The 16,954-nt window shown below is 66.8% G+C and carries 17 protein-coding genes; 9 read left to right on the top strand and 8 right to left on the bottom strand.

The window, feature by feature from the left end; genetic code table 11:
- Positions 1-182 precede the first annotated feature (182 nt).
- Positions 183-1,709, top strand: coding sequence for a peptide chain release factor 3 (locus ACGVWT_RS15325; protein ID WP_315462609.1), 1,527 nt, complete (start codon positions 183-185; stop codon positions 1,707-1,709).
- A gap of 373 nt (positions 1,710-2,082) precedes the next feature.
- Here the strand turns inward: ACGVWT_RS15325 and ACGVWT_RS15320 are convergent, their stop codons facing one another.
- Together ACGVWT_RS15320 and ACGVWT_RS15315 are read right to left on the bottom strand one after the other, a co-directional pair.
- The gene (locus tag ACGVWT_RS15320) at positions 2,083-3,342 is read right to left on the bottom strand and encodes an MFS transporter (RefSeq protein WP_315462608.1); all 1,260 of its coding nucleotides are present in this window, start codon (positions 3,340-3,342) and stop codon (positions 2,083-2,085) included.
- A gap of 155 nt (positions 3,343-3,497) precedes the next feature.
- Complete coding sequence (locus tag ACGVWT_RS15315; RefSeq protein ID WP_315462607.1) at positions 3,498-5,870, bottom strand: TonB-dependent receptor domain-containing protein; 2,373 nt, start codon at positions 5,868-5,870, stop codon at positions 3,498-3,500.
- A 116-nt stretch (positions 5,871-5,986) separates the two neighbouring features.
- Here ACGVWT_RS15315 and ACGVWT_RS15310 point away from each other — a divergent pair, with 116 nt between their 5' ends.
- Entirely contained in the window at positions 5,987-6,625 is a 639-nt protein-coding gene (locus tag ACGVWT_RS15310; protein ID WP_315462606.1) for a TetR/AcrR family transcriptional regulator, read from the top strand.
- A gap of 11 nt (positions 6,626-6,636) precedes the next feature.
- Here ACGVWT_RS15310 and ACGVWT_RS15305 read toward each other — a convergent pair whose 3' ends face one another.
- The 5 genes from ACGVWT_RS15305 to rpmF form a co-directional block, all read right to left on the bottom strand.
- Positions 6,637-7,005: a MerR family transcriptional regulator gene (locus ACGVWT_RS15305; protein WP_315462605.1), complete on the bottom strand. Its 369-nt coding sequence runs from the start codon at positions 7,003-7,005 to the stop codon at positions 6,637-6,639.
- A gap of 5 nt (positions 7,006-7,010) precedes the next feature.
- Positions 7,011-7,310, bottom strand: coding sequence for an integration host factor subunit alpha (locus ACGVWT_RS15300; protein WP_116462898.1), 300 nt, complete (start codon positions 7,308-7,310; stop codon positions 7,011-7,013).
- A 128-nt stretch (positions 7,311-7,438) separates the two neighbouring features.
- The gene (locus ACGVWT_RS15295; protein WP_315462604.1) at positions 7,439-8,407 is read right to left on the bottom strand and encodes a beta-ketoacyl-ACP synthase III; all 969 of its coding nucleotides are present in this window, start codon (positions 8,405-8,407) and stop codon (positions 7,439-7,441) included.
- The gene (gene plsX / locus ACGVWT_RS15290) at positions 8,404-9,441 is read right to left on the bottom strand and encodes a phosphate acyltransferase PlsX (RefSeq protein ID WP_315462603.1); all 1,038 of its coding nucleotides are present in this window, start codon (positions 9,439-9,441) and stop codon (positions 8,404-8,406) included. Before plsX ends, ACGVWT_RS15295 begins: the two co-directional genes overlap by 4 nt.
- A gap of 33 nt (positions 9,442-9,474) precedes the next feature.
- Entirely contained in the window at positions 9,475-9,654 is a 180-nt protein-coding gene (gene rpmF / locus ACGVWT_RS15285; protein WP_017977281.1) for a 50S ribosomal protein L32, read from the bottom strand.
- Positions 9,655-9,857: 203 nt separating this feature from the next.
- Here rpmF and ACGVWT_RS15280 point away from each other — a divergent pair, with 203 nt between their 5' ends.
- From ACGVWT_RS15280 to ACGVWT_RS15270, 3 genes are all read left to right on the top strand, one after another.
- The gene (locus tag ACGVWT_RS15280; protein WP_315462602.1) at positions 9,858-10,298 is read left to right on the top strand and encodes an MAPEG family protein; all 441 of its coding nucleotides are present in this window, start codon (positions 9,858-9,860) and stop codon (positions 10,296-10,298) included.
- A 249-nt stretch (positions 10,299-10,547) separates the two neighbouring features.
- The gene (locus ACGVWT_RS15275; protein WP_315462601.1) at positions 10,548-10,925 is read left to right on the top strand and encodes a hypothetical protein; all 378 of its coding nucleotides are present in this window, start codon (positions 10,548-10,550) and stop codon (positions 10,923-10,925) included.
- A gap of 98 nt (positions 10,926-11,023) precedes the next feature.
- The gene (locus ACGVWT_RS15270; RefSeq protein WP_315462600.1) at positions 11,024-11,851 is read left to right on the top strand and encodes a hypothetical protein; all 828 of its coding nucleotides are present in this window, start codon (positions 11,024-11,026) and stop codon (positions 11,849-11,851) included.
- Positions 11,852-11,855: 4 nt separating this feature from the next.
- Here the strand turns inward: ACGVWT_RS15270 and ACGVWT_RS15265 are convergent, their stop codons facing one another.
- On the bottom strand, positions 11,856-12,518 hold the full coding sequence (locus ACGVWT_RS15265; protein WP_315462599.1) for an MBL fold metallo-hydrolase: 663 nt from the start codon (positions 12,516-12,518) through the stop codon (positions 11,856-11,858).
- Positions 12,519-12,598: 80 nt separating this feature from the next.
- On the opposite strand from ACGVWT_RS15265, the gene pabB reads away from it, so the two are divergent.
- From pabB to msrA, 4 genes are all read left to right on the top strand, one after another.
- Positions 12,599-14,377: an aminodeoxychorismate synthase component I gene (gene pabB, locus ACGVWT_RS15260; protein ID WP_315462598.1), complete on the top strand. Its 1,779-nt coding sequence runs from the start codon at positions 12,599-12,601 to the stop codon at positions 14,375-14,377.
- 36 nt (positions 14,378-14,413) lie between these two features.
- Complete coding sequence (locus tag ACGVWT_RS15255; RefSeq protein ID WP_315462597.1) at positions 14,414-15,613, top strand: pyridoxal phosphate-dependent aminotransferase; 1,200 nt, start codon at positions 14,414-14,416, stop codon at positions 15,611-15,613.
- 286 nt (positions 15,614-15,899) lie between these two features.
- Entirely contained in the window at positions 15,900-16,046 is a 147-nt protein-coding gene (locus tag ACGVWT_RS15250; protein ID WP_315462596.1) for a hypothetical protein, read from the top strand.
- 82 nt (positions 16,047-16,128) lie between these two features.
- Complete coding sequence (gene msrA, locus ACGVWT_RS15245) at positions 16,129-16,782, top strand: peptide-methionine (S)-S-oxide reductase MsrA (RefSeq protein WP_315462595.1); 654 nt, start codon at positions 16,129-16,131, stop codon at positions 16,780-16,782.
- Positions 16,783-16,954: the final 172 nt, after the last annotated feature.

The following is a 16,954-nucleotide window of genomic DNA, read 5'->3' as shown; positions in this document are numbered from 1 at the left end:
GCACACCCCCCTCTGTCCTACACCGCACAAATCTGGCAAAGGGCCAGCATGACCCATGCCCGCCGCACCCCGCCCCTCACCCGGCGGGCCCGTCGCGGAGGGCGTTTTCGACACTTACGTACCGTCCACTTCGTCCACTTCCGCGGTGCCGAATCGGCCCGCGCAGCCGCCCGAGACTGCCTGTGACTTCCCCCCGCCGCACCTTCGCGATCATCTCCCACCCCGACGCGGGCAAGACGACGCTCACCGAAAAACTGCTCTATTTCGGCGGCGCCATCCACCTCGCCGGCGAAGTGAAGGCGCGCGGGCAAAACCGCCGCGCCCGGTCCGACTGGATGAAGATCGAACAGCAGCGCGGCATTTCCGTCACCTCGTCGGTGATGACGTTCGAGCGTGACGGCATCACCTTCAACCTGCTCGATACGCCGGGCCACGAAGACTTCAGCGAAGACACCTACCGCACCCTCACCGCGGTCGATTCCGCCGTCATGGTGATCGACGCCGCCAAAGGCATCGAGCCGCAGACGCGTAAGTTGTTCGAGGTCTGCCGCCTGCGTTCGGTCCCGATCATCACCTTCGTCAACAAGGTCGATCGCGAAGGCCGCCCGGTCTTCGAACTGCTCGACGAGATCGCCGACATGCTTGCGCTCGACGTGTGCCCGATGAGCTGGCCGGTCGGCATGGGCGGCGAATTCGAAGGCGTGCTGGACCTCACCACCAACACGATCAGCCGCCCCGAAGGCGACAGCCGCGCGTTCCTCGGCAAGACCGAGGCCGACCCCAAGCTGTCCAACCGCTGGGCGGAGGAGATCGAACTCGCCCAGGCCGGCTATGCCGAATTCGACGGCGAGGCCTATCGCAACGGCGACCTCACCCCCGTCTATTTCGGTTCCGCGCTCAAGGACTTCGGCGTCGCCGAACTGATCGGCGCGCTTGCCGAGCACGCGCCGCCGCCGCGCGCACAGCCCGCAGAACCCGCCCCCGTCGCGCCCGATAACGACGAAGTCACCGGCTTCGTCTTCAAGGTGCAGGCGAACATGGACCCCAACCACCGCGACCGCATCGCCTTCATGCGGCTGTGTTCGGGCACCTTCAAACGCGGCATGAAGCTGACCCCTACCGGTCACGGCAAGCCGATCGCGGTCCATTCGCCGATCCTGTTCTTCGCGCAGAACCGCGAAGTCGCCGATGAAGCCTTTCCCGGCGACATCATCGGCATCCCCAACCACGGCACGCTGCGGGTGGGGGACACGCTGTCGGAGCGCGCCGACGTCCGCTTCACCGGCCTGCCCAATTTCGCGCCCGAAATCCTGCGCCGTGTTCAGCTGAAGGACCCGACCAAGACCAAGCAGCTGCGCAAGGCGCTCGACGACATGGCCGAAGAGGGCGTGACGCAGGTCTTCTACCCCGAAATCGGCAGCAACTGGATCATCGGCGTCGTCGGCCAGCTGCAGCTGGAAGTGCTGCTCAGCCGGTTAGAGGTCGAATATAAGGTCGCCGCGGGCCTTGAGCCCGCTCCGTTCGAAACAGCGCGCTGGGTCTCGGCACAGGACCCCGCCGACCTGAAGGCGTTCACCGACCTCAACCGCTCGGCGATGGCCAAGGACCGCGACGGCAACCCCGTCTTCCTCGCCAAAAGCGCGTGGGAAGTCGGCTACATTGCCGACCGCTATTCGAAGGTCCGATTCGCCGCGACCCGCGAACGGTAATCCCCCTCGCCCTTCGTCATCCCGGCGAACGCCGGGATCCATGGAGGCAGAACGGTAACGGAGGCGCGCCAACGCTTATGGCGCGCAGTCCATGGATCCCGGCGTTCGCCGGGATGACGAAAGGGGTGTTGGACCGGGGTCGGCATAAACCACTCAATTCGCAGCACAATATGACGGAGCCTGTCCTACACGCCCAAGGCCTCCTATCCCCATGTTTCGTCATTGCGAGCGAAGCGAAGCAATCCAGGGCGTCCTGGTCCGGCTCTGGATTGCTTCGCTGCGCTCGCAATGACCGCCGCACTTTCTCAACCCGCACACAAACGGAAACGATACCCCTACACCGTTTCCGTTCAGGTGTTCATGTTGTCTATCTTCACCCCACCCAGTCGCGCCGCAGCGGCTTTACCGCGCACAGCATCAGCCCCGCCGCGACGACATAAAACCCCAGCGCATAGACCGTTGCATAGCGTAGCGCGTCGGCCCCATAGGCCGCGGTCATCGCGTCCGACACGCGCCCCATGATCGTCGACCCCAGCCCCAGCCCGATCAGATTGTTGATCAGCAGGAAGCTGGCCGAGGCGGTCGCGCGCATCGGCGGCGGCACCAGATGCTGGACCGCGGTCGTCACCGGCCCCAGCCACAGGATGTTGAGCCCGTTGGGGATCAGGAACAGGAACCAGGACAGCGCCGGCGATCCGCTCATCAGCCCTGCGGCATAGAGTGGCACCGTGATCGCCCAAGCCACCACGGGCAGCTTGGCATAGACGCCGCGATCGCGCCCGCCCATCCGATCGGCCAGCCACCCGCCCGCGAACACGCCGATCGTGCCCCCGATCAGCAGCAGCGACCCGATATATTGCGACGCGGTCAGCAGCGTGAACCCGAACGACCGGATCAGAACGGACGGCACCCAGAAGGCCAGGCCATAGCCGCACAGCGAACTGAACGCCGCGGCAAAGCTCAGCAGCCAGAAACTCGGCTTGGCGGCCAGGATGCCGAACACCGTCCACACCGAAGTGCGCTCGGTCCCAGCGGCGGGATCGAACGCCCCGCGCGCCGGCTCGCGCACCACCAGCCGAAATATCGGCGCGATGACGACGCCTGCCAGCCCGACGACGATGAACGCCCAGCGCCAGTCGACATGCGCCGCCAGGATCCCGCCCAGCAGCGCCCCCGCAGCCAGCCCGATCGGAATGCCCAGCGAATAGATCGACAGCGCCCGCCCGCGCTGATGCGGCGGGAAGTAATCCGAAATCATCGCGTAGGACGGCGCAACGCCCCCCGCCTCCCCCACGCCGACGCCCAGGCGGAACGCGAAGAACTGCCAGAATCCGGTCGCGAATCCGCACAGCGCGGTAAAGCCGCTCCACATCGCCAGGCTGATCGTGATCACCCAGCTGCGGCTCGTCCGGTCGGCGACCAGCGCCAGCGGGATCGCCAGCGTCGAATAGAGCAACGCGAACGCCGCGCCGCCCAGCAACCCCAGCTGTGTGTCGGTCAGCTTCAGGTCCGCCTTGATCGGCGCCGCCAGGATGCCGAGGATCTGCCGGTCGAGGAAATTGAACGTGTAGACGACCAGCAGCATCGCCAGCACGAGCGCACGGTAGCGGGGGGTGGGAGTCATGGCATGCATAGGTATTCCCGCGCGCTAGCCCCGCCCACCCGCCACCCCGGACTCGTTCCGGGGTCCACTCTGCGGCGAGGGGGGAGAGCGGAGCCTCTTGCCGTCCCCATGCGGCCCGGTGGACCCCGGAACAAGTCCGGGGTGACGAAGGGGCAGTGCAAACCTTAAAACTTCGCCCCGACGCTCACGAACACCTGACGCGGGTTACCGTAGAAGGCCGTCGCAACGCCCTCCTTGCCCAGCGTTGGGAAGGGCTTGCCGGCCGCATCCGGGATCGGCGTCCCCGCGATGTCCGACCGGATATACTGATACCCGCTGGTCTTGTAGCGCACGTCGGTCAGGTTCTTGCCATACACGCCGATCGTGTACCGCCGCCCCTCGCCGAACGCATAGGTCAGGCCCGCATCGAGCAGCGTGTAGCCCGGCTGGTCGAGGAACGGGCTCGCCGTCTCGAACTGGTGGGTCAGGCTGCGGTAGGACACGGTCGAATTGGCGGTGACGAGGCCGTCGCCCACCGGCACGTTGCCGGTCAGCGTCCCGCTCGCCGTCCAGTCGGGCGTGTTCTGGAACACGCGGACGTTGGCGACATCGACCCCGGTCGGGCCGATGAAGGTCCGGTAGCGGGCGTGGATATACCCCACCGCCCCGTTCAGCACCACGGACGACCCGATCCCGGCGAAGTCGCGCGCCAGCACCGCGGTGCTCTCCAGCTCAATCCCCTTGATCCGCGCCTTGGCGGCGTTGGTGGTGATGCCGCAGAAGCTCTGCACCCCGTTCTGCAGACAGCCGACGGAGCCGGGCACCTGCACATCGGTGTAATCCGCATAGAAGCCCGCCAGCGCCCAGGTCAGCCGCCTGTCGAACGCCGCGCCCTTATAGCCCGCCTCATAGCTGGTGACGGTCTCCGGGCGGAACAGCAGGTAATTGTAGATATCCTGATACGTCCGCCCCGCCGCCGGATTGCTGATCGGCGCCGACGTGCCCGATCCGCGCGGATCGAAACCGCCGCCCTTGAAGCCTTCCGAATAGGAGGCATAGAGCAGATGATCCGCCGCCGGCTTGAAGCTCAGGGACACGCGCGGCGTGAAGCGCTTGAAATTGGCGATGCCGCGGAAGTTCGTCGCCGGGGTGCCGAACGGGGTCGGCGTACCGCCGAACTCGCTGGTCAGGCCGATGTAATTCGCTTTGAACACATAAGCGTTGCGCTGATCCCAGGTGTAGCGGCCGCCGACCGACAGGCTGAACTCCGGCGTGAAATCATAGGTGAAGTCGCCATAGATCGACGACGTCTCGGTCCGCACGTCGCCAGCGGTATAAGCGTCGAACCCCGGCAGCGTCGTCGACAGCAGCACCCCGAACCCCGTCGCCGCCTTCGCGCCGAGGTAATAATAGCCGACCAGACCGTTCAACTTGTCGGACGCATAGAGCAGCTGGAATTCCTGGCTCGTCTGCTCGTTGCGATAAACGGCGGGCACGTCGACGTCGGTCGCGGGCAGCGCGTCGAAGTCGATCGGCGTAAAGCTGGTGTCCTTGCGCCACGCGCTGATGCTGCGCAGCGTCAGGTGATCGGTCAGCTGCGCATTCGCGGTCATCGACAGACCGCCCGCCTGAATGTCCTGCTTGGGGAAGTTCAGCCCGGCGCGCGTGTCGAACACGTTGGCCAGCACCGGCGCACCCGACAGCAGGCCTGAGATCAGACGGTGGCCGTTGCGCGGATTGCTGAGGTCGTGCGTGTAGTCGCCGGTGATCCGCACGAACAGCCGCGTATCCGGGCTCTCGAACTCGATCGTGCCGCGACCCGCCCAGATGTCCTTGTTGTAATTGTCGATATTCAGGTTGGTGTTGCGCCCGAAGCCACCCCGGCTCAGCCGCGCACCGGCCACACCGACCTTGAACATGTCGCCGATCGGCGTCGACAGCGCGACGATGCCATCGGCCTGATCGTACGACCCGTAATTGGCCTTCACGCGCAGCTCGGTCTCGTTCGGCAGCCGCTTGGTGACATATTTCACCGCGCCGCCGATCGTGTTGCGGCCGTAGAGCGTACCCTGCGGCCCGCGCAGCACCTCGATCCGGTCGACGTCATAGATGTCGAGCACCGCTGCCTGCGGCCGGTTGAGATAGACGTCGTCGAGGTAGATGCCGATGCCCGCCTCGAACCCCGGCACCGGGTCCTGCTGGCCGACACCGCGAATGAAGGCGGCGAGCGTCGAGTTGGAACCACGTGCGGTCTTCAGGGTCGTATTTGGGGTGACGTTCTGGATGTCGGTCAGGTCGACCGCGCCGATCTTGTCGAGCTTGTCCGCGCTGAACGCGGTGACGGCGATCGGCACGCTTTGCAGCGTTTCGGACCGACGGCGTGCGGTGACGACGATGTCCCCATTGTCTTGGGGAGGCGTCGCGCTGGTATCGGGCGCCGTTTCGGCTGCCGCGCTCTGCGGGGCGTCGGCCGGGGCCGTCTGCGCCATCGCGGGCGTCGCTAGCAGCGCCGCTGCGCTCGCGCCGAGCTTGAGGATCGTGGATGCACGCCGGTTCATAGCTTTCCCCTCCTGATCGGCGTCAGCCCGGTTGACCCGGCTTGTACGCCCTCTTGCACCCGCTATACTGAAACCTGAACCGGGTTTCAACTTCGGTCTTTGGGGGAGGAACGATTATGACCGAAGCAGCGGTGGACGCGGCCGACGGCACCGGCGCACCCGCAACCGTCACGGCCAAGACACCGCGGACGGCGCGGGGACGGCGGACACTGCGCGCGCTGCTCGATGCGGCGGCGGTGGAGTTTGGGGAGCGCGGGTTTCACGATGCGTCGATCAGCGGCATCACGCGTCGCGCCGGCATCGCACTCGGCAGCTTCTACACCTATTTCGATTCGAAGGACGCGGTGTTCCGTGCGCTCGTCACCGACATGTCGGCGCAGGTCCGCGATCATGTCGCCCCCGCGGTGCGCTCGGCGCCGGATGGGCTGGCGGCGGAACGGGCGGGGCTTGCCAAATTCATCGGCTTCGTCCGCGACCATAAGGAAATCTATCGCATCATCGACGAAGCCGAATTCGTCGACTCGGACAGTTTCCGCGCCCATTACGCCTCCACAGCGGAGCGAATCGAATCGCGGCTACGCGCCGCGGCGGCGCGGGGGGAGGTGCGGGGGGATGTGGATGACGTTCACGCCTGGGCGATCATGGGAATGAACGTGTTTCTGGGCCTTCGGTACGGCGTGTGGAGCGAGGATCGCGACATTGCGGAGGTGGCGGACCAGGCCGCATCGCTGCTGCGCGATGGCCTGTTACCCTAAAGCCGATGCCATCAACGAGACTGGAGCGATTCGTCCTGCCGTAACGCGTCGGCGATGCGGTTCCGGATCGCGAGCAGCATGGTGGTCAGGTCCGCCTGTTCGTCGGCCGGCGGCGGCGGCGGCGTGCGATCCGTGTTGGCGAGGAGTTGCTGGACGCCGCGGATCGTATAGCCCTCGCGATGGAGCAGCGTATCGATGCGGCGGACCAGCGCGACGTCCTCCGGCCGGTAATAGCGCCGGTTGCCTGCCCGCGTGACGGGCCTGAGCTGGGGAAAGCGCGTTTCCCAATAGCGCAGGATATGGTGGGCGAGGCCGGTTTCCGCCGAAACCTCGCCGATCGTTCGAAACGCTCCGCGCGCCTTGTCGGTGCGGGAGGCCATCCGGGTCAGCTGGCCGACACGATGCGGTCGCGCATCATCTGGCTGGCGCGGAAGGTCAGGACCCGCCGCGGTGCGATCGGTACCTCGACCCCCGTCTTGGGATTGCGGCCGATCCGCTCGCCCTTGTCGCGCAGCACGAAGGTGCCGAACCCCGAAATCTTGACGTTCTCGCCGCGCGACAGCGCCTCGCACATTTCGCCGAGGATCTGTTCCACCAAGCGCGCGGAGTCCGATCGCGCCAGTCCCACCTGGCGATGCAGGGCTTCGGCCAGATCCGCTCGCGTCAACGTGCCCACCGGTGTCATCAACACGCTTCCCACTCCATCTGTCAAAACAGCCCCTTGGGGGAGCTACACCAGCACAGACATGTCCGAAAGTGACTTTGTTACACGGCGTGGAAACGCTTGCATGAAAAACTACTCAAAATGGCGGATTACATCCGCAGGACCGCGGCGCCCCACGTGAAGCCGCCGCCCATGGCCTCCAATACCACAATCTGGCCCGGTTGGATGCGCCCATCGCGCGTCGCCGTGTCCAGCGCGAGCGGCACCGACGCGGCGGAGGTGTTGGCGTGGCGATCGACGGTCACGACGACCTTCTCGGCCGGCAGGCCGAGCTTGCGGCTGGTCGCCTCCAGAATACGGGCATTGGCCTGGTGCGGCACGACCCAGTCGACCGCCGACGGCGTCAGACCCGCGATGTCCAGCGACTCCTGCAGCACGGACGCCAAGTTGACGACGGCATGGCGGAACACCTCGCGGCCCTTCATGCGCAGCTTGCCGACGGTGCCCGTGGTCGACGGACCGCCATCGACATAGAGCAATTCGTTGTGGCGCCCGTCGGCGTGCAGGCGCGTGGCGAGAATGCCGCGACCGCCCTCGGCCTCGCTCTCCTGCCCCTCGAGCACGATCGCGCCGGCGCCGTCCCCGAACAGCACGGCGGTGGTGCGGTCTTCCCAATCGAGGATGCGGCTGAACGTTTCGGCGCCGATCACCAGCGCGCGGCGATGGACGCCGGTGCGCAGCATCGAATCGGCGACCTGCACCGCATAAAGGAAGCCCGAACACACCGCCGCGACGTCGAAGGCGACGCAATCGTCGATGCCGAGCATCGCCTGCACCTTGGTCGCGGTGGCCGGGAAGGTCTGGTCGGGCGTCGCGGTGGCGAGGACGATCAGGTCGATGTCCTGCGCGGTGATCCCCGCCGCCTCGATCGCGGCGCGGCAGGCCGCCGCGGCGAGCGTCGAGGTCGTTTCGTGCGGGCCGGCGATGTGGCGGAAGCGGATGCCGGTCCGCTCGACGATCCATTCGTCGCTGGTGTCGAGTCGCTCCGCCAGATCGGCGTTCGACACACGCTGTTCCGGAAGGGCCGAACCCGTACCGAGAACGACCGAGCGGATCATGCGTGCACTGCCTTTTTCTCGAAATTGCCGAGGTCGTCGGCGATGCGGCGCGTGAGGTCGGCGCGCACCATCTTGGCGGCGTTGCCGATCGCCGTGGCGACGCCGCGTTCATTGGCGCTGCCGTGGCTCTTCACGACGATGCCGTTGAGGCCGAGGAAGACCGCCCCATTGTGGTTGTTGGGATCGAGGTGATCGCGCAGCAGCTCGGTCGCCGGCTTCGAGATCAGGAAGCCGACCTTCGAGCGCACCGAGCTACGGAAGGCGCGCTTGAGCAGATCGGCGACGAAGCGCGCGGTGCCCTCGGCGGTCTTCAGCGCGATATTACCGGCGAAGCCGTCGCAGACGATGACGTCATGGTTGCCGCGGGCGAGCTGGTTGCCCTCGACGAAGCCGGTGAAGGTCAGCGGCAAATGCGTCTGACCGCGCAGCACGGCGGCGGCATCGCGAATCTCGTCGGTGCCCTTCTGGTCTTCGCTGCCGATGTTGAGCAACGCGACGCGGGGGCTGTCGAGATCGAGGATGGTGCGCGCATAGGCGGCACCCATCACCGCGAACTGGACGAGATTGCGCGCGTCCACCTCGGTATTCGCACCGAGATCGAGCATCACGACGTCATTGTCGCCCAGCGTCGGCAGCGGCGCGGCGAGCGCGGGGCGATCGATGCCCGGCAGCGTGCGCAGCGCAAGCTTCGCCATCGCCATCAGCGCGCCGGTATTGCCCGACGACACAGCGGCGCCGGCGCGACCCTGCTTCACCAGATCGATGGCGATTCCCATCGACGTGGTCTTGGACCGGCGGATCGCCTGGCTCGGCTTGTCGCTCGACCCCACGGTTTCGGGGGCGTGGACGATCTCGCTGGCATGGGCGAGGTTGGGATGGGCCTTCAGCCCCTCCGCCACCTGTGCCTCGTCACCCACCAGGAAGAAGCGCATGCCGTCGAACCGGCGGCGTGCCGCGGCGACGCCAGCCAGCATGACCGCCAGCCCCTCGTCGCCGCCCATCGCATCGACGGCGATCCAGGAAGTGTCGGGCATGGTTGCGCGTGTATCCAGTGGGTAAAGAGGGCGTTAGCCCTCGACCGAGACGATCTCGCGACCGTTATAATGGCCGCAGGCGGTGCACAGGTTGTGCGGACGCTTCAGTTCGCCGCAGTTCGGGCACTCCTGGAACGCCGCGACGCTGAGCGAGTCGTGGCCACGGCGCATGCCGCGCTTCGAGGGGGAGGTCTTTCGCTTGGGGACGGCCATTTCGGCACCTTGTTCTAAAATCGACGTACGACAATCAGATGGCCCGTACGGGACGGACCAGCCATCGGCAAGGCGCCGACCGCCGGACGCCACCGAGAACCGGACGCATCGCGAAGCGCGGGCCTATAGCGATTTCCCGCGATGTTGCAAGCTGCGCCGTGGGCGCGCATCACGGCGCGGCCTGCCCAAGGAGACTCACGCCGATGCTGTTGCCCGTCACGCTCACCGTCGCCGCCGCCGCCGGAATCGGCAATTTCGTGCTGGCGATGCGAATCGTGCAGCTGCGCCTGAAGGGCAAGGTGCTGCTCGGCGACGGCGGCGACGAACGCCTGCTCGCCCGCACCCGGGCACAGGCCAATTTCGTCGAATATACGCCGTTCGTGCTGATCCTGATGGCGCTGATCGAGGCGGCGGGCGGATCCCCGCGCTGGCTGGCGATCACCGGCGGCCTGTTCGTCGCGGGCCGGATCGCCCACGCCTTCGGCATGGATCGCCTCGCCCCCAACCCATGGCGCGCGGGCGGCGCGGTGCTGACCTGGGTGATTTTGGTCGGCCTCGCGCTGTGGGGCATGACGATCGCCTACGGCTACGAAGCCGCGCCGGTGATGGAGGTCGTGCCGGTCGACGGTGCGCCGACCGTCTGATTCGCGGACGCTCCGGGGCGATTCGGGGCCGCGGAAGTGGACAATGTGGACGATACGTAACCGTCCGAAACGCACCCCCGCGAACGCCCGAAGGTCCGGGTGGCGAGCGGGCGGGAATTGCGCATGACGCGGCTATACACGGATCGGGGCGTGTAGGACAGCGGCGTCACGATGTAGGTTAACCACCTTGTCCAAAAGGACAGGAACCGGCTGCGGTGCCTCCCGTTGAGTTCGGACGGGAGATTCGTCATGAATTACAAAGCACTAGGCTTAGGCCTCGGCCTATTTTCGATTGCACTCGGGGCCGCTGAGTTGCTCGCGCCGAAGCGCATCACGCGCGCGCTGGAGAGCGAGGGGCATGAGGGGCTGGTCAAGGGGTTCGGCGCGCGCGAGGTGCTGGCGGGCGCCACGCTGCTGGCCGCACCGGCGGTGTCGACCAATGTCTGGAACCGCGTGGCGGGCGACGCGATGGACCTGACCGCGCTGGGCTTCGCGGCGGCGGCGCATCCACGCAACAAGGCGGTATGGGGATCGGTAGCGTTCGTGATGGCGGCGACGGCGTTGGATGTGTTCACCGCACGCGGGCTGGATCGCGAGACGGGGAAGCTGTTGCCGGTGGAGGAGTGATATCCGTCTAAATCTCCGGCGGTTCGCCCACCGTCGTCCGGCTTGCCGGTTGTGAGATCGCTATGTCATCCTCGACGAAGTTCGGGGAGGACGGTGACATGATAGCGGCATTGTTGGTGGGCGCGTTTCTCATCGTACAGACGGGCGCACCCCAGATGCAGTCTGCCCCCCGCTGGGCCGTGAAGATCGATCCGGCCCATTGCCAGTTGGAGCGAAGCGGCGACCCGGCGGCGGCGTCTTTGATCGTGGACACCATACCGGGTAGCGATAGCTATCGGGTCTTCATCCTGAATGGCGAGCGGCAGGGTGCGGCACCGCTTGGGCCCGGCTCGCTGCTATTCGCGCCCTCACAGGCGACACTGACGGGCCTTACCCGCGCGTCGGTCTTGCCGGACGGACGGACCGTAGCGCGCATGGAGGGTGTGGCGCCGGCCGTGCTCGACGATATGGCAGGCGCGGACACGATAGCGCTGACGATCGGGTCGAAGGTGGCAGGGACGGTATCCATTCCAAATGCCGCCAAGGCCGTTGCGGCTCTTCGTGCTTGTAGCGCGGATCAGCTGATCGCGTGGGGCGCAGACGCTGCGCAATTCGCTCCGGGCGGCCGCCCCCCGATCGCCGTCAAAAGCCGGGACGAATGGATTCCGAACGGCGATCTCGTCGCACTTGCCGCGACATCCGGAAAAGCCGACTTCGACGCAACATTCCGCGTGGCCGTATCGCCCGACGGGTCGATTACGGACTGCCGACCGGTCACGGAAAAGGCGGCGTCAACCGTCGTTAAGACCGCATGCGGGCCGGTGCTGAACAAGAGGTTGTTCACACCGGCACGCGACCCTGCCGGGACTGCGGTCAAAGGCGTTGCGACCTTCCGCGTTCAGTTGGTCACGCACTTCAGCGTCATCCGGCAGCCGGCTCGCCGTTGAACGCCTACGCCGCCAGCGCCCGATCGCTGACGAACATATTGTTCGCCCGTTCGTGCGCGAAGGTGCTGGGGTTGCCGTGGCCGGGGATGAAGGTGGTGTCGTCGCCCAGGGGCCAGAGCTTGGTGACGATCGTTTCGATCAGCTGCTTGTGGTTGCCGCCGGGCATGTCGCTGCGGCCGACCGAGCCCTGGAACAGCACGTCGCCGACCTGCGCGAATTTCGAGGGCGCGTGGTGGAAGATCACATGGCCCTGGGTGTGGCCGGGGGTTTCGTAGACGTCCAGCTGCAAGTTGCCGACGCTCACCGTGTCGCCCTCGACCAGCCAGCGGTCGGGTTCGAAGGTGACGCCGGCCATGCCGTAGTTCTTGCCGTCGTCGTCGAGGCGGGCGAGCCAGAAGCGGTCGGCCTCGTGCGGGCCTTCGATCGGCACGTTCAGCTCGTCGGCAAGCGGCTTGGCCTCGCCGGCGTGGTCGATATGGCCGTGGGTGAGCAGGATCTTTTCGACCGTGACGCCGGCCTGCGCCACCGCGGCCTTGATGCGCGCCAGGTCGCCGCCGGGATCGACGATCGCCGCCTTCATGGTTTCGGTGCACCAGATCAGCGTGCAGTTCTGCTGGAAGGGCGTCACCTGGACGATGGAAGCGCGCAAGGGGGGCGTATCGGTCATGATCCGAGAGATAGGCGCGTGGGGCGGGGGCGGCAATCGTCGCTTGCACCCGGCGGCATCGCCTGTGCATTTGGACCGGGATGATATCTGCGCCCTTAGTACTGCTGGATGATGCCCGTGACGGGGGAGCAGGCGCGCGGCTCTACACCGATCCGGTCGAGATCGTCGTTGCCGAAACGCGCGAGGCGGTGCTGCCGGCACTGGCGCGGCTGCGTAGCGCGCGGCGGCGGGGCCTGCATGCGGCGGGCTATCTGACCTATGAGGCGGGCGCGGCGCTGGCGTCGCGCGCGGTGCCGGTGCGTGAAGGCAACGGGCCATTGCTGTGGTTCGGGCTGTTCGAGGGATATCGTGCGCTGAGCGCGGGCGACGTCGCAGATCTGCTGCCCGATCCGGCCGGCGCCTGGGCGAGCGCGCCCCAGCCGCGTACGTCGCGCGACGCCTATGACGCCGCCTTTGCCGCGGTGACGGCCCTGATCCGGGCGGGCGATATTTATCAGGCGAACCTGACGATCCGCACCGACGTGGCGATCGCGGGCGATCCGGTGGCGCTGTACGCGCGGTTGCGGCGTGAGGCGGCGGCGGGCCATGGCGCGCTGGTGTCGACCGGCACGGCGCACCTGCTGTCGCTGTCGCCCGAACTGTTCTTTACGCTGGAGGGCGATGCGCTCACCTGCCGGCCGATGAAGGGGACGTCGGTGCGGGGGGAGACGCCGGCCGAGGATTCCGCGCTGGCGGATGCCCTTGCCAGCGATCCCAAGCAGCGTGCCGAAAACCTGATGATCGTCGATCTGATGCGCAACGACCTGTCGCGCGTGGCGCAGGCGGGCAGTGTCGCGGTGCCGGAACTGTTCCGGGTGGAGCGCTATCCGACCGTGCATCAGATGACATCGACCGTCACCGCAATGCTGGCCGACGAAGCGGATGCGGTGGACGTGCTGACGGCGCTGTTCCCGTGCGGGTCGATCACCGGCGCACCCAAGCAGCGCAGCATGGAGGTGATCGCCGCGGTCGAGCCACAGGCGCGCGGCATCTATACCGGTGCGATCGGGCGGATCGATCCGCAAGGCGATGCGGCGTTCAACGTGGCGATCCGCACGCTGGCGGTGCCGGCGGGGGCCGAGGTGGCGACGCTGGGACTGGGATCGGGCGTGGTCGCCGACAGCCGGGTCGACGAGGAATATGCGGAGTGCCTGGCCAAGGGCGCGTTCGTGACGCGCGGGCAGGCGCCGCTCGACCTCATCGAGACGATGGCGTTCGATCCCGACGAGGGGTTGCCGCTGCTGGAGGCGCATCTGGCGCGGCTGACCGCGAGTGCGCAGGCGCTGGGATTCCGCTTCGATCGGCATGGCACGCGCAACGACCTGCAGGCGGCGACCTTCCGGTTGCGCGGTCCCGCGCGGGTGCGGCTGTTGCTGGCGCAGAGCGGCGCGACCGCGATCGAGGTGGCGGCGATGCCGGCGCCCTTCGCCGCACCGCTGCGGGTGGCGGTGGTGCCGTTGCCGGTCGACCCCAGCGATTTCCGTTTGCGGCACAAGACCAGCGATCGCGGCTTCTACGACGCGGCGCGGGCGGCGGCGGGAACGGACGAAGTGTTATTCGTGCGGCCCGACGGGCTGCTGACCGAAGGCAGCTTCACGTCACTGTTCGTGGGCGGCAGCGGCGAGACGTTGCGAACGCCGCCGTTGACGCTCGGCCTGCTGCCCGGCGTGCTGCGGTCAGGATTGATCGATTCGGGGCACGTGGTGGAAGCGAATGTGTCGCCAGAGGACCTCAGCGGGCAATTTTTCGTCGGAAACGCGCTGCGCGGGCTGATGCCGGCGGTTGTTGCGATTGCGAAAAGCGCACCCCCTCGTCTATAGGCGCGCGCATTCCTTCCGCCATCCAAGGCCTGTCCCATGAAGCCCTCTGCCGCGCTCGGCCGTATCAGCCCCTCGCCCACGCTCGCGATCACCAGCCGCGTGCTCGAGCTGAAGCGGGCCGGCGTCGACGTGATCGGCCTGGGCGCGGGCGAGCCGGACTTCGACACGCCCGATTTCGTCAAAGAGGCGGCGATCCAGGCGATCCGCGACGGCAAGACGAAATACACCAACGTCGACGGCACGATCGAGCTGAAGCAGGCGATCGTCGCCAAGTTCGCGCGCGACAACAATCTCACCTACACGCCCGATCAGGTGACGGTGAACGTCGGCGGCAAGCATACGTTGTTCAACGCGATCGTCGCCAGCGTCGATCCGGGCGATGAGGTGGTGATCCCCGCACCGTACTGGGTGAGCTATCCCGACGTCGTGCAGTTCGCGGGCGGCACGCCGGTGTTCGCGGTCGCCGGGCCGGAGCAGGATTACAAGCTGTCGCCGGAGGCGCTGGAGGCGGCGATCACGCCCAAGACCAAGTGGGTGATCCTCAATTCGCCGTCCAACCCGACGGGCGCGGCGTACACCGTCGACGAACTGAAGGCGCTGGGCGCGGTGCTGGCGCGGCATCCGCATGTGTGGATCTTCGCCGACGATATGTACGAGCATATCGTCTATGACGGCTTCCGCTTCGCGACGATCGCCGAAGTGTGCCCGGAGCTGTACGAGCGCACGCTGACCGTCAACGGCTGTTCGAAGGCCTATGCGATGACCGGCTGGCGGATCGGCTTTGCGGCCGGCGCGCCGTGGCTGATCAAGGCGATGGCGAAGCTGCAGTCGCAATCGACGAGCAACCCCTGTTCGATCGCGCAGGCGGCGGCGGTGGCGGCACTGACCGGCCCGCAGGATTTCCTGAAGGAGCGTGCCGCGGCGTTCCAGGGGCGGCGCGACCTGGTGGTCGGCATGCTGAACCAGATCGAGGGCATGACCTGCCCGACGCCAGAGGGCGCCTTCTACGTCTACCCCTCGTTCGCCCCGCTGATCGGCAAGACGACGCCGAACGGCCGCAGACTCGAGACGGACGAGGATTTCGTCGGCTATCTGCTCGACGATGCCAAGGTCGCGGCGGTGCAGGGCGCGGCGTTCGGCCTGTCGCCGGCGATGCGGATCAGCTACGCGACGTCGGACGATCTGTTGCGCGAGGCGTGCACGCGCATCCAGCAGGCGTGCGCGGATCTGCGGTAATCATCCAGCCCGTCACCCCGGCCTTGAGCCGGGGTCCCGCTTCTTCTGCGATGACGGGTGAACAGCGGGACCCCGGATCAAGTCCGGGGTGACGAGTAATGTTCTGGATGGTGGATCCGCATCGGCCGCAAATCCTGACGGGCGATGAACGGAGCGGCCACGCCGCGTTAATCCAGCGTTTCTATAAACGCGCTTGAGAGTGGCGGTCCGGACGACCATCTGGGCCGCTGAAACGGGGCCTGGCGCGCGACGTGCTGGCCCGAACGAGCAAAGACGAAGGTGCGTTATGCGCAACATGTTCAACAGCCGCTTCTTCTGGAAGTTCCTGGGCGGATTCGCCATCGGCGCCGTCGGCGTCGTGACGCTGCAGCCGGCGAGCGCGCAGCTTGCGCAGCCGATCCCGGCCGCCTCGCCGATCGTGCAGGCCCAGTAAACCGCACGGGACCGTGAGCCGCGTCGGAACCGATCCGATCCATGGCTCTGGAAGGACGCGGTTTCCTCACCATATCGGCGTCATGCTGAAAGTTCTGCTGCCCGGCGCCGCTCTGGCGGGCGCCCTGTTCGCCTCCACCGGCTTTGCCGCCGCCGAACGCGCGGTGCCGCTGCCCACTGCCAAGATCGATGTCCCCGCCACCACGGGCACGCAGACCGCGGTGTTCGCGGGCGGCTGCTTTTGGGGCATGGAGGCGGTGTTCGAGCGGGTGAAGGGCGTCAAAAGCGTCACCGCCGGCTATGCGGGCGGCAGTCGCGCAACCGCCACCTACGATCAGGTCTCGACCGAGCGCACCGGGCATGCCGAGGCGATTCGCGTGACCTATGATCCGCGCGTCGTCAGCTATGCGACCTTGCTGCGCGTCTATTTTTCGATCGCGCACGATCCGACCGAGCTGAACCGGCAGGGTCCGGACACGGGGCCGAGCTATCGCTCCGCCATCTTCCCGCAGGATGCGCGGCAGGCCGCGGTGGCACGTGCCTATATCGCGCAGCTGGGCGCGGCGAAAAGCTTTCCCAGGCCGATCGTGACGCGGATCGAACAGGGCGGGTTCTTCCCGGCGGAGGATTATCACCAGCGCTTCTACGACCGGAACCCGATGCATCCGTATATCGTGCGCTGGGACAAGCCGAAGGTTGCGGCGTTCAAGGCGGGGTTTCCGGCGCTGGCGCGATAAGGCGTAGCGCGACGTTGCCGTCTCCCCCACCTCCGTCATTCCCGCGGAGGCGGGGATCCATAACCTCCGAACCCCGGCGATAGAGCCGCACGGTTAGCCAGTCTGGATTCCCGCCTTCGCGGGAATGACGGGAGTAGGTGGCGAGGGATGTCGCACTTGTCATCCCGGCGGA

This window comes from Sphingomonas sp. S6 (assembly GCF_043498045.1).
Lineage (GTDB): Bacteria > Pseudomonadota > Alphaproteobacteria > Sphingomonadales > Sphingomonadaceae > Sphingomonas.
This window is presented reverse-complemented; position numbering and strand designations above follow the sequence as displayed.

Excerpts from the sequence above, each read along its gene's own strand:
- ACGVWT_RS15320 (WP_315462608.1), bottom strand. The coding sequence starts at position 3,342 with ATGCATGCCATGACTCCCACCCCCCGCTACCGTGCGCTCGTGCTGGCG.
- ACGVWT_RS15275 (WP_315462601.1), top strand. The coding sequence starts at position 10,548 with ATGAATTACAAAGCACTAGGCTTAGGCCTCGGCCTATTTTCGATTGCA.
- ACGVWT_RS15310 (WP_315462606.1), top strand. The coding sequence starts at position 5,987 with ATGACCGAAGCAGCGGTGGACGCGGCCGACGGCACCGGCGCACCCGCA.
- msrA (WP_315462595.1), top strand. The coding sequence starts at position 16,129 with ATGCTGAAAGTTCTGCTGCCCGGCGCCGCTCTGGCGGGCGCCCTGTTC.
- ACGVWT_RS15295 (WP_315462604.1), bottom strand. The coding sequence starts at position 8,407 with ATGATCCGCTCGGTCGTTCTCGGTACGGGTTCGGCCCTTCCGGAACAG.
- pabB (WP_315462598.1), top strand. The coding sequence starts at position 12,599 with ATGATATCTGCGCCCTTAGTACTGCTGGATGATGCCCGTGACGGGGGA.
- ACGVWT_RS15265 (WP_315462599.1), bottom strand. The coding sequence starts at position 12,518 with ATGACCGATACGCCCCCCTTGCGCGCTTCCATCGTCCAGGTGACGCCC.
- ACGVWT_RS15255 (WP_315462597.1), top strand. The coding sequence starts at position 14,414 with ATGAAGCCCTCTGCCGCGCTCGGCCGTATCAGCCCCTCGCCCACGCTC.
- ACGVWT_RS15250 (WP_315462596.1), top strand. The coding sequence starts at position 15,900 with ATGCGCAACATGTTCAACAGCCGCTTCTTCTGGAAGTTCCTGGGCGGA.
- ACGVWT_RS15270 (WP_315462600.1), top strand. The coding sequence starts at position 11,024 with ATGATAGCGGCATTGTTGGTGGGCGCGTTTCTCATCGTACAGACGGGC.
- ACGVWT_RS15315 (WP_315462607.1), bottom strand. The coding sequence starts at position 5,870 with ATGAACCGGCGTGCATCCACGATCCTCAAGCTCGGCGCGAGCGCAGCG.
- rpmF (WP_017977281.1), bottom strand. The coding sequence starts at position 9,654 with ATGGCCGTCCCCAAGCGAAAGACCTCCCCCTCGAAGCGCGGCATGCGC.
- ACGVWT_RS15280 (WP_315462602.1), top strand. The coding sequence starts at position 9,858 with ATGCTGTTGCCCGTCACGCTCACCGTCGCCGCCGCCGCCGGAATCGGC.
- plsX (WP_315462603.1), bottom strand. The coding sequence starts at position 9,441 with ATGCCCGACACTTCCTGGATCGCCGTCGATGCGATGGGCGGCGACGAG.
- ACGVWT_RS15300 (WP_116462898.1), bottom strand. The coding sequence starts at position 7,310 with ATGACACCGGTGGGCACGTTGACGCGAGCGGATCTGGCCGAAGCCCTG.
- ACGVWT_RS15305 (WP_315462605.1), bottom strand. The coding sequence starts at position 7,005 with ATGGCCTCCCGCACCGACAAGGCGCGCGGAGCGTTTCGAACGATCGGC.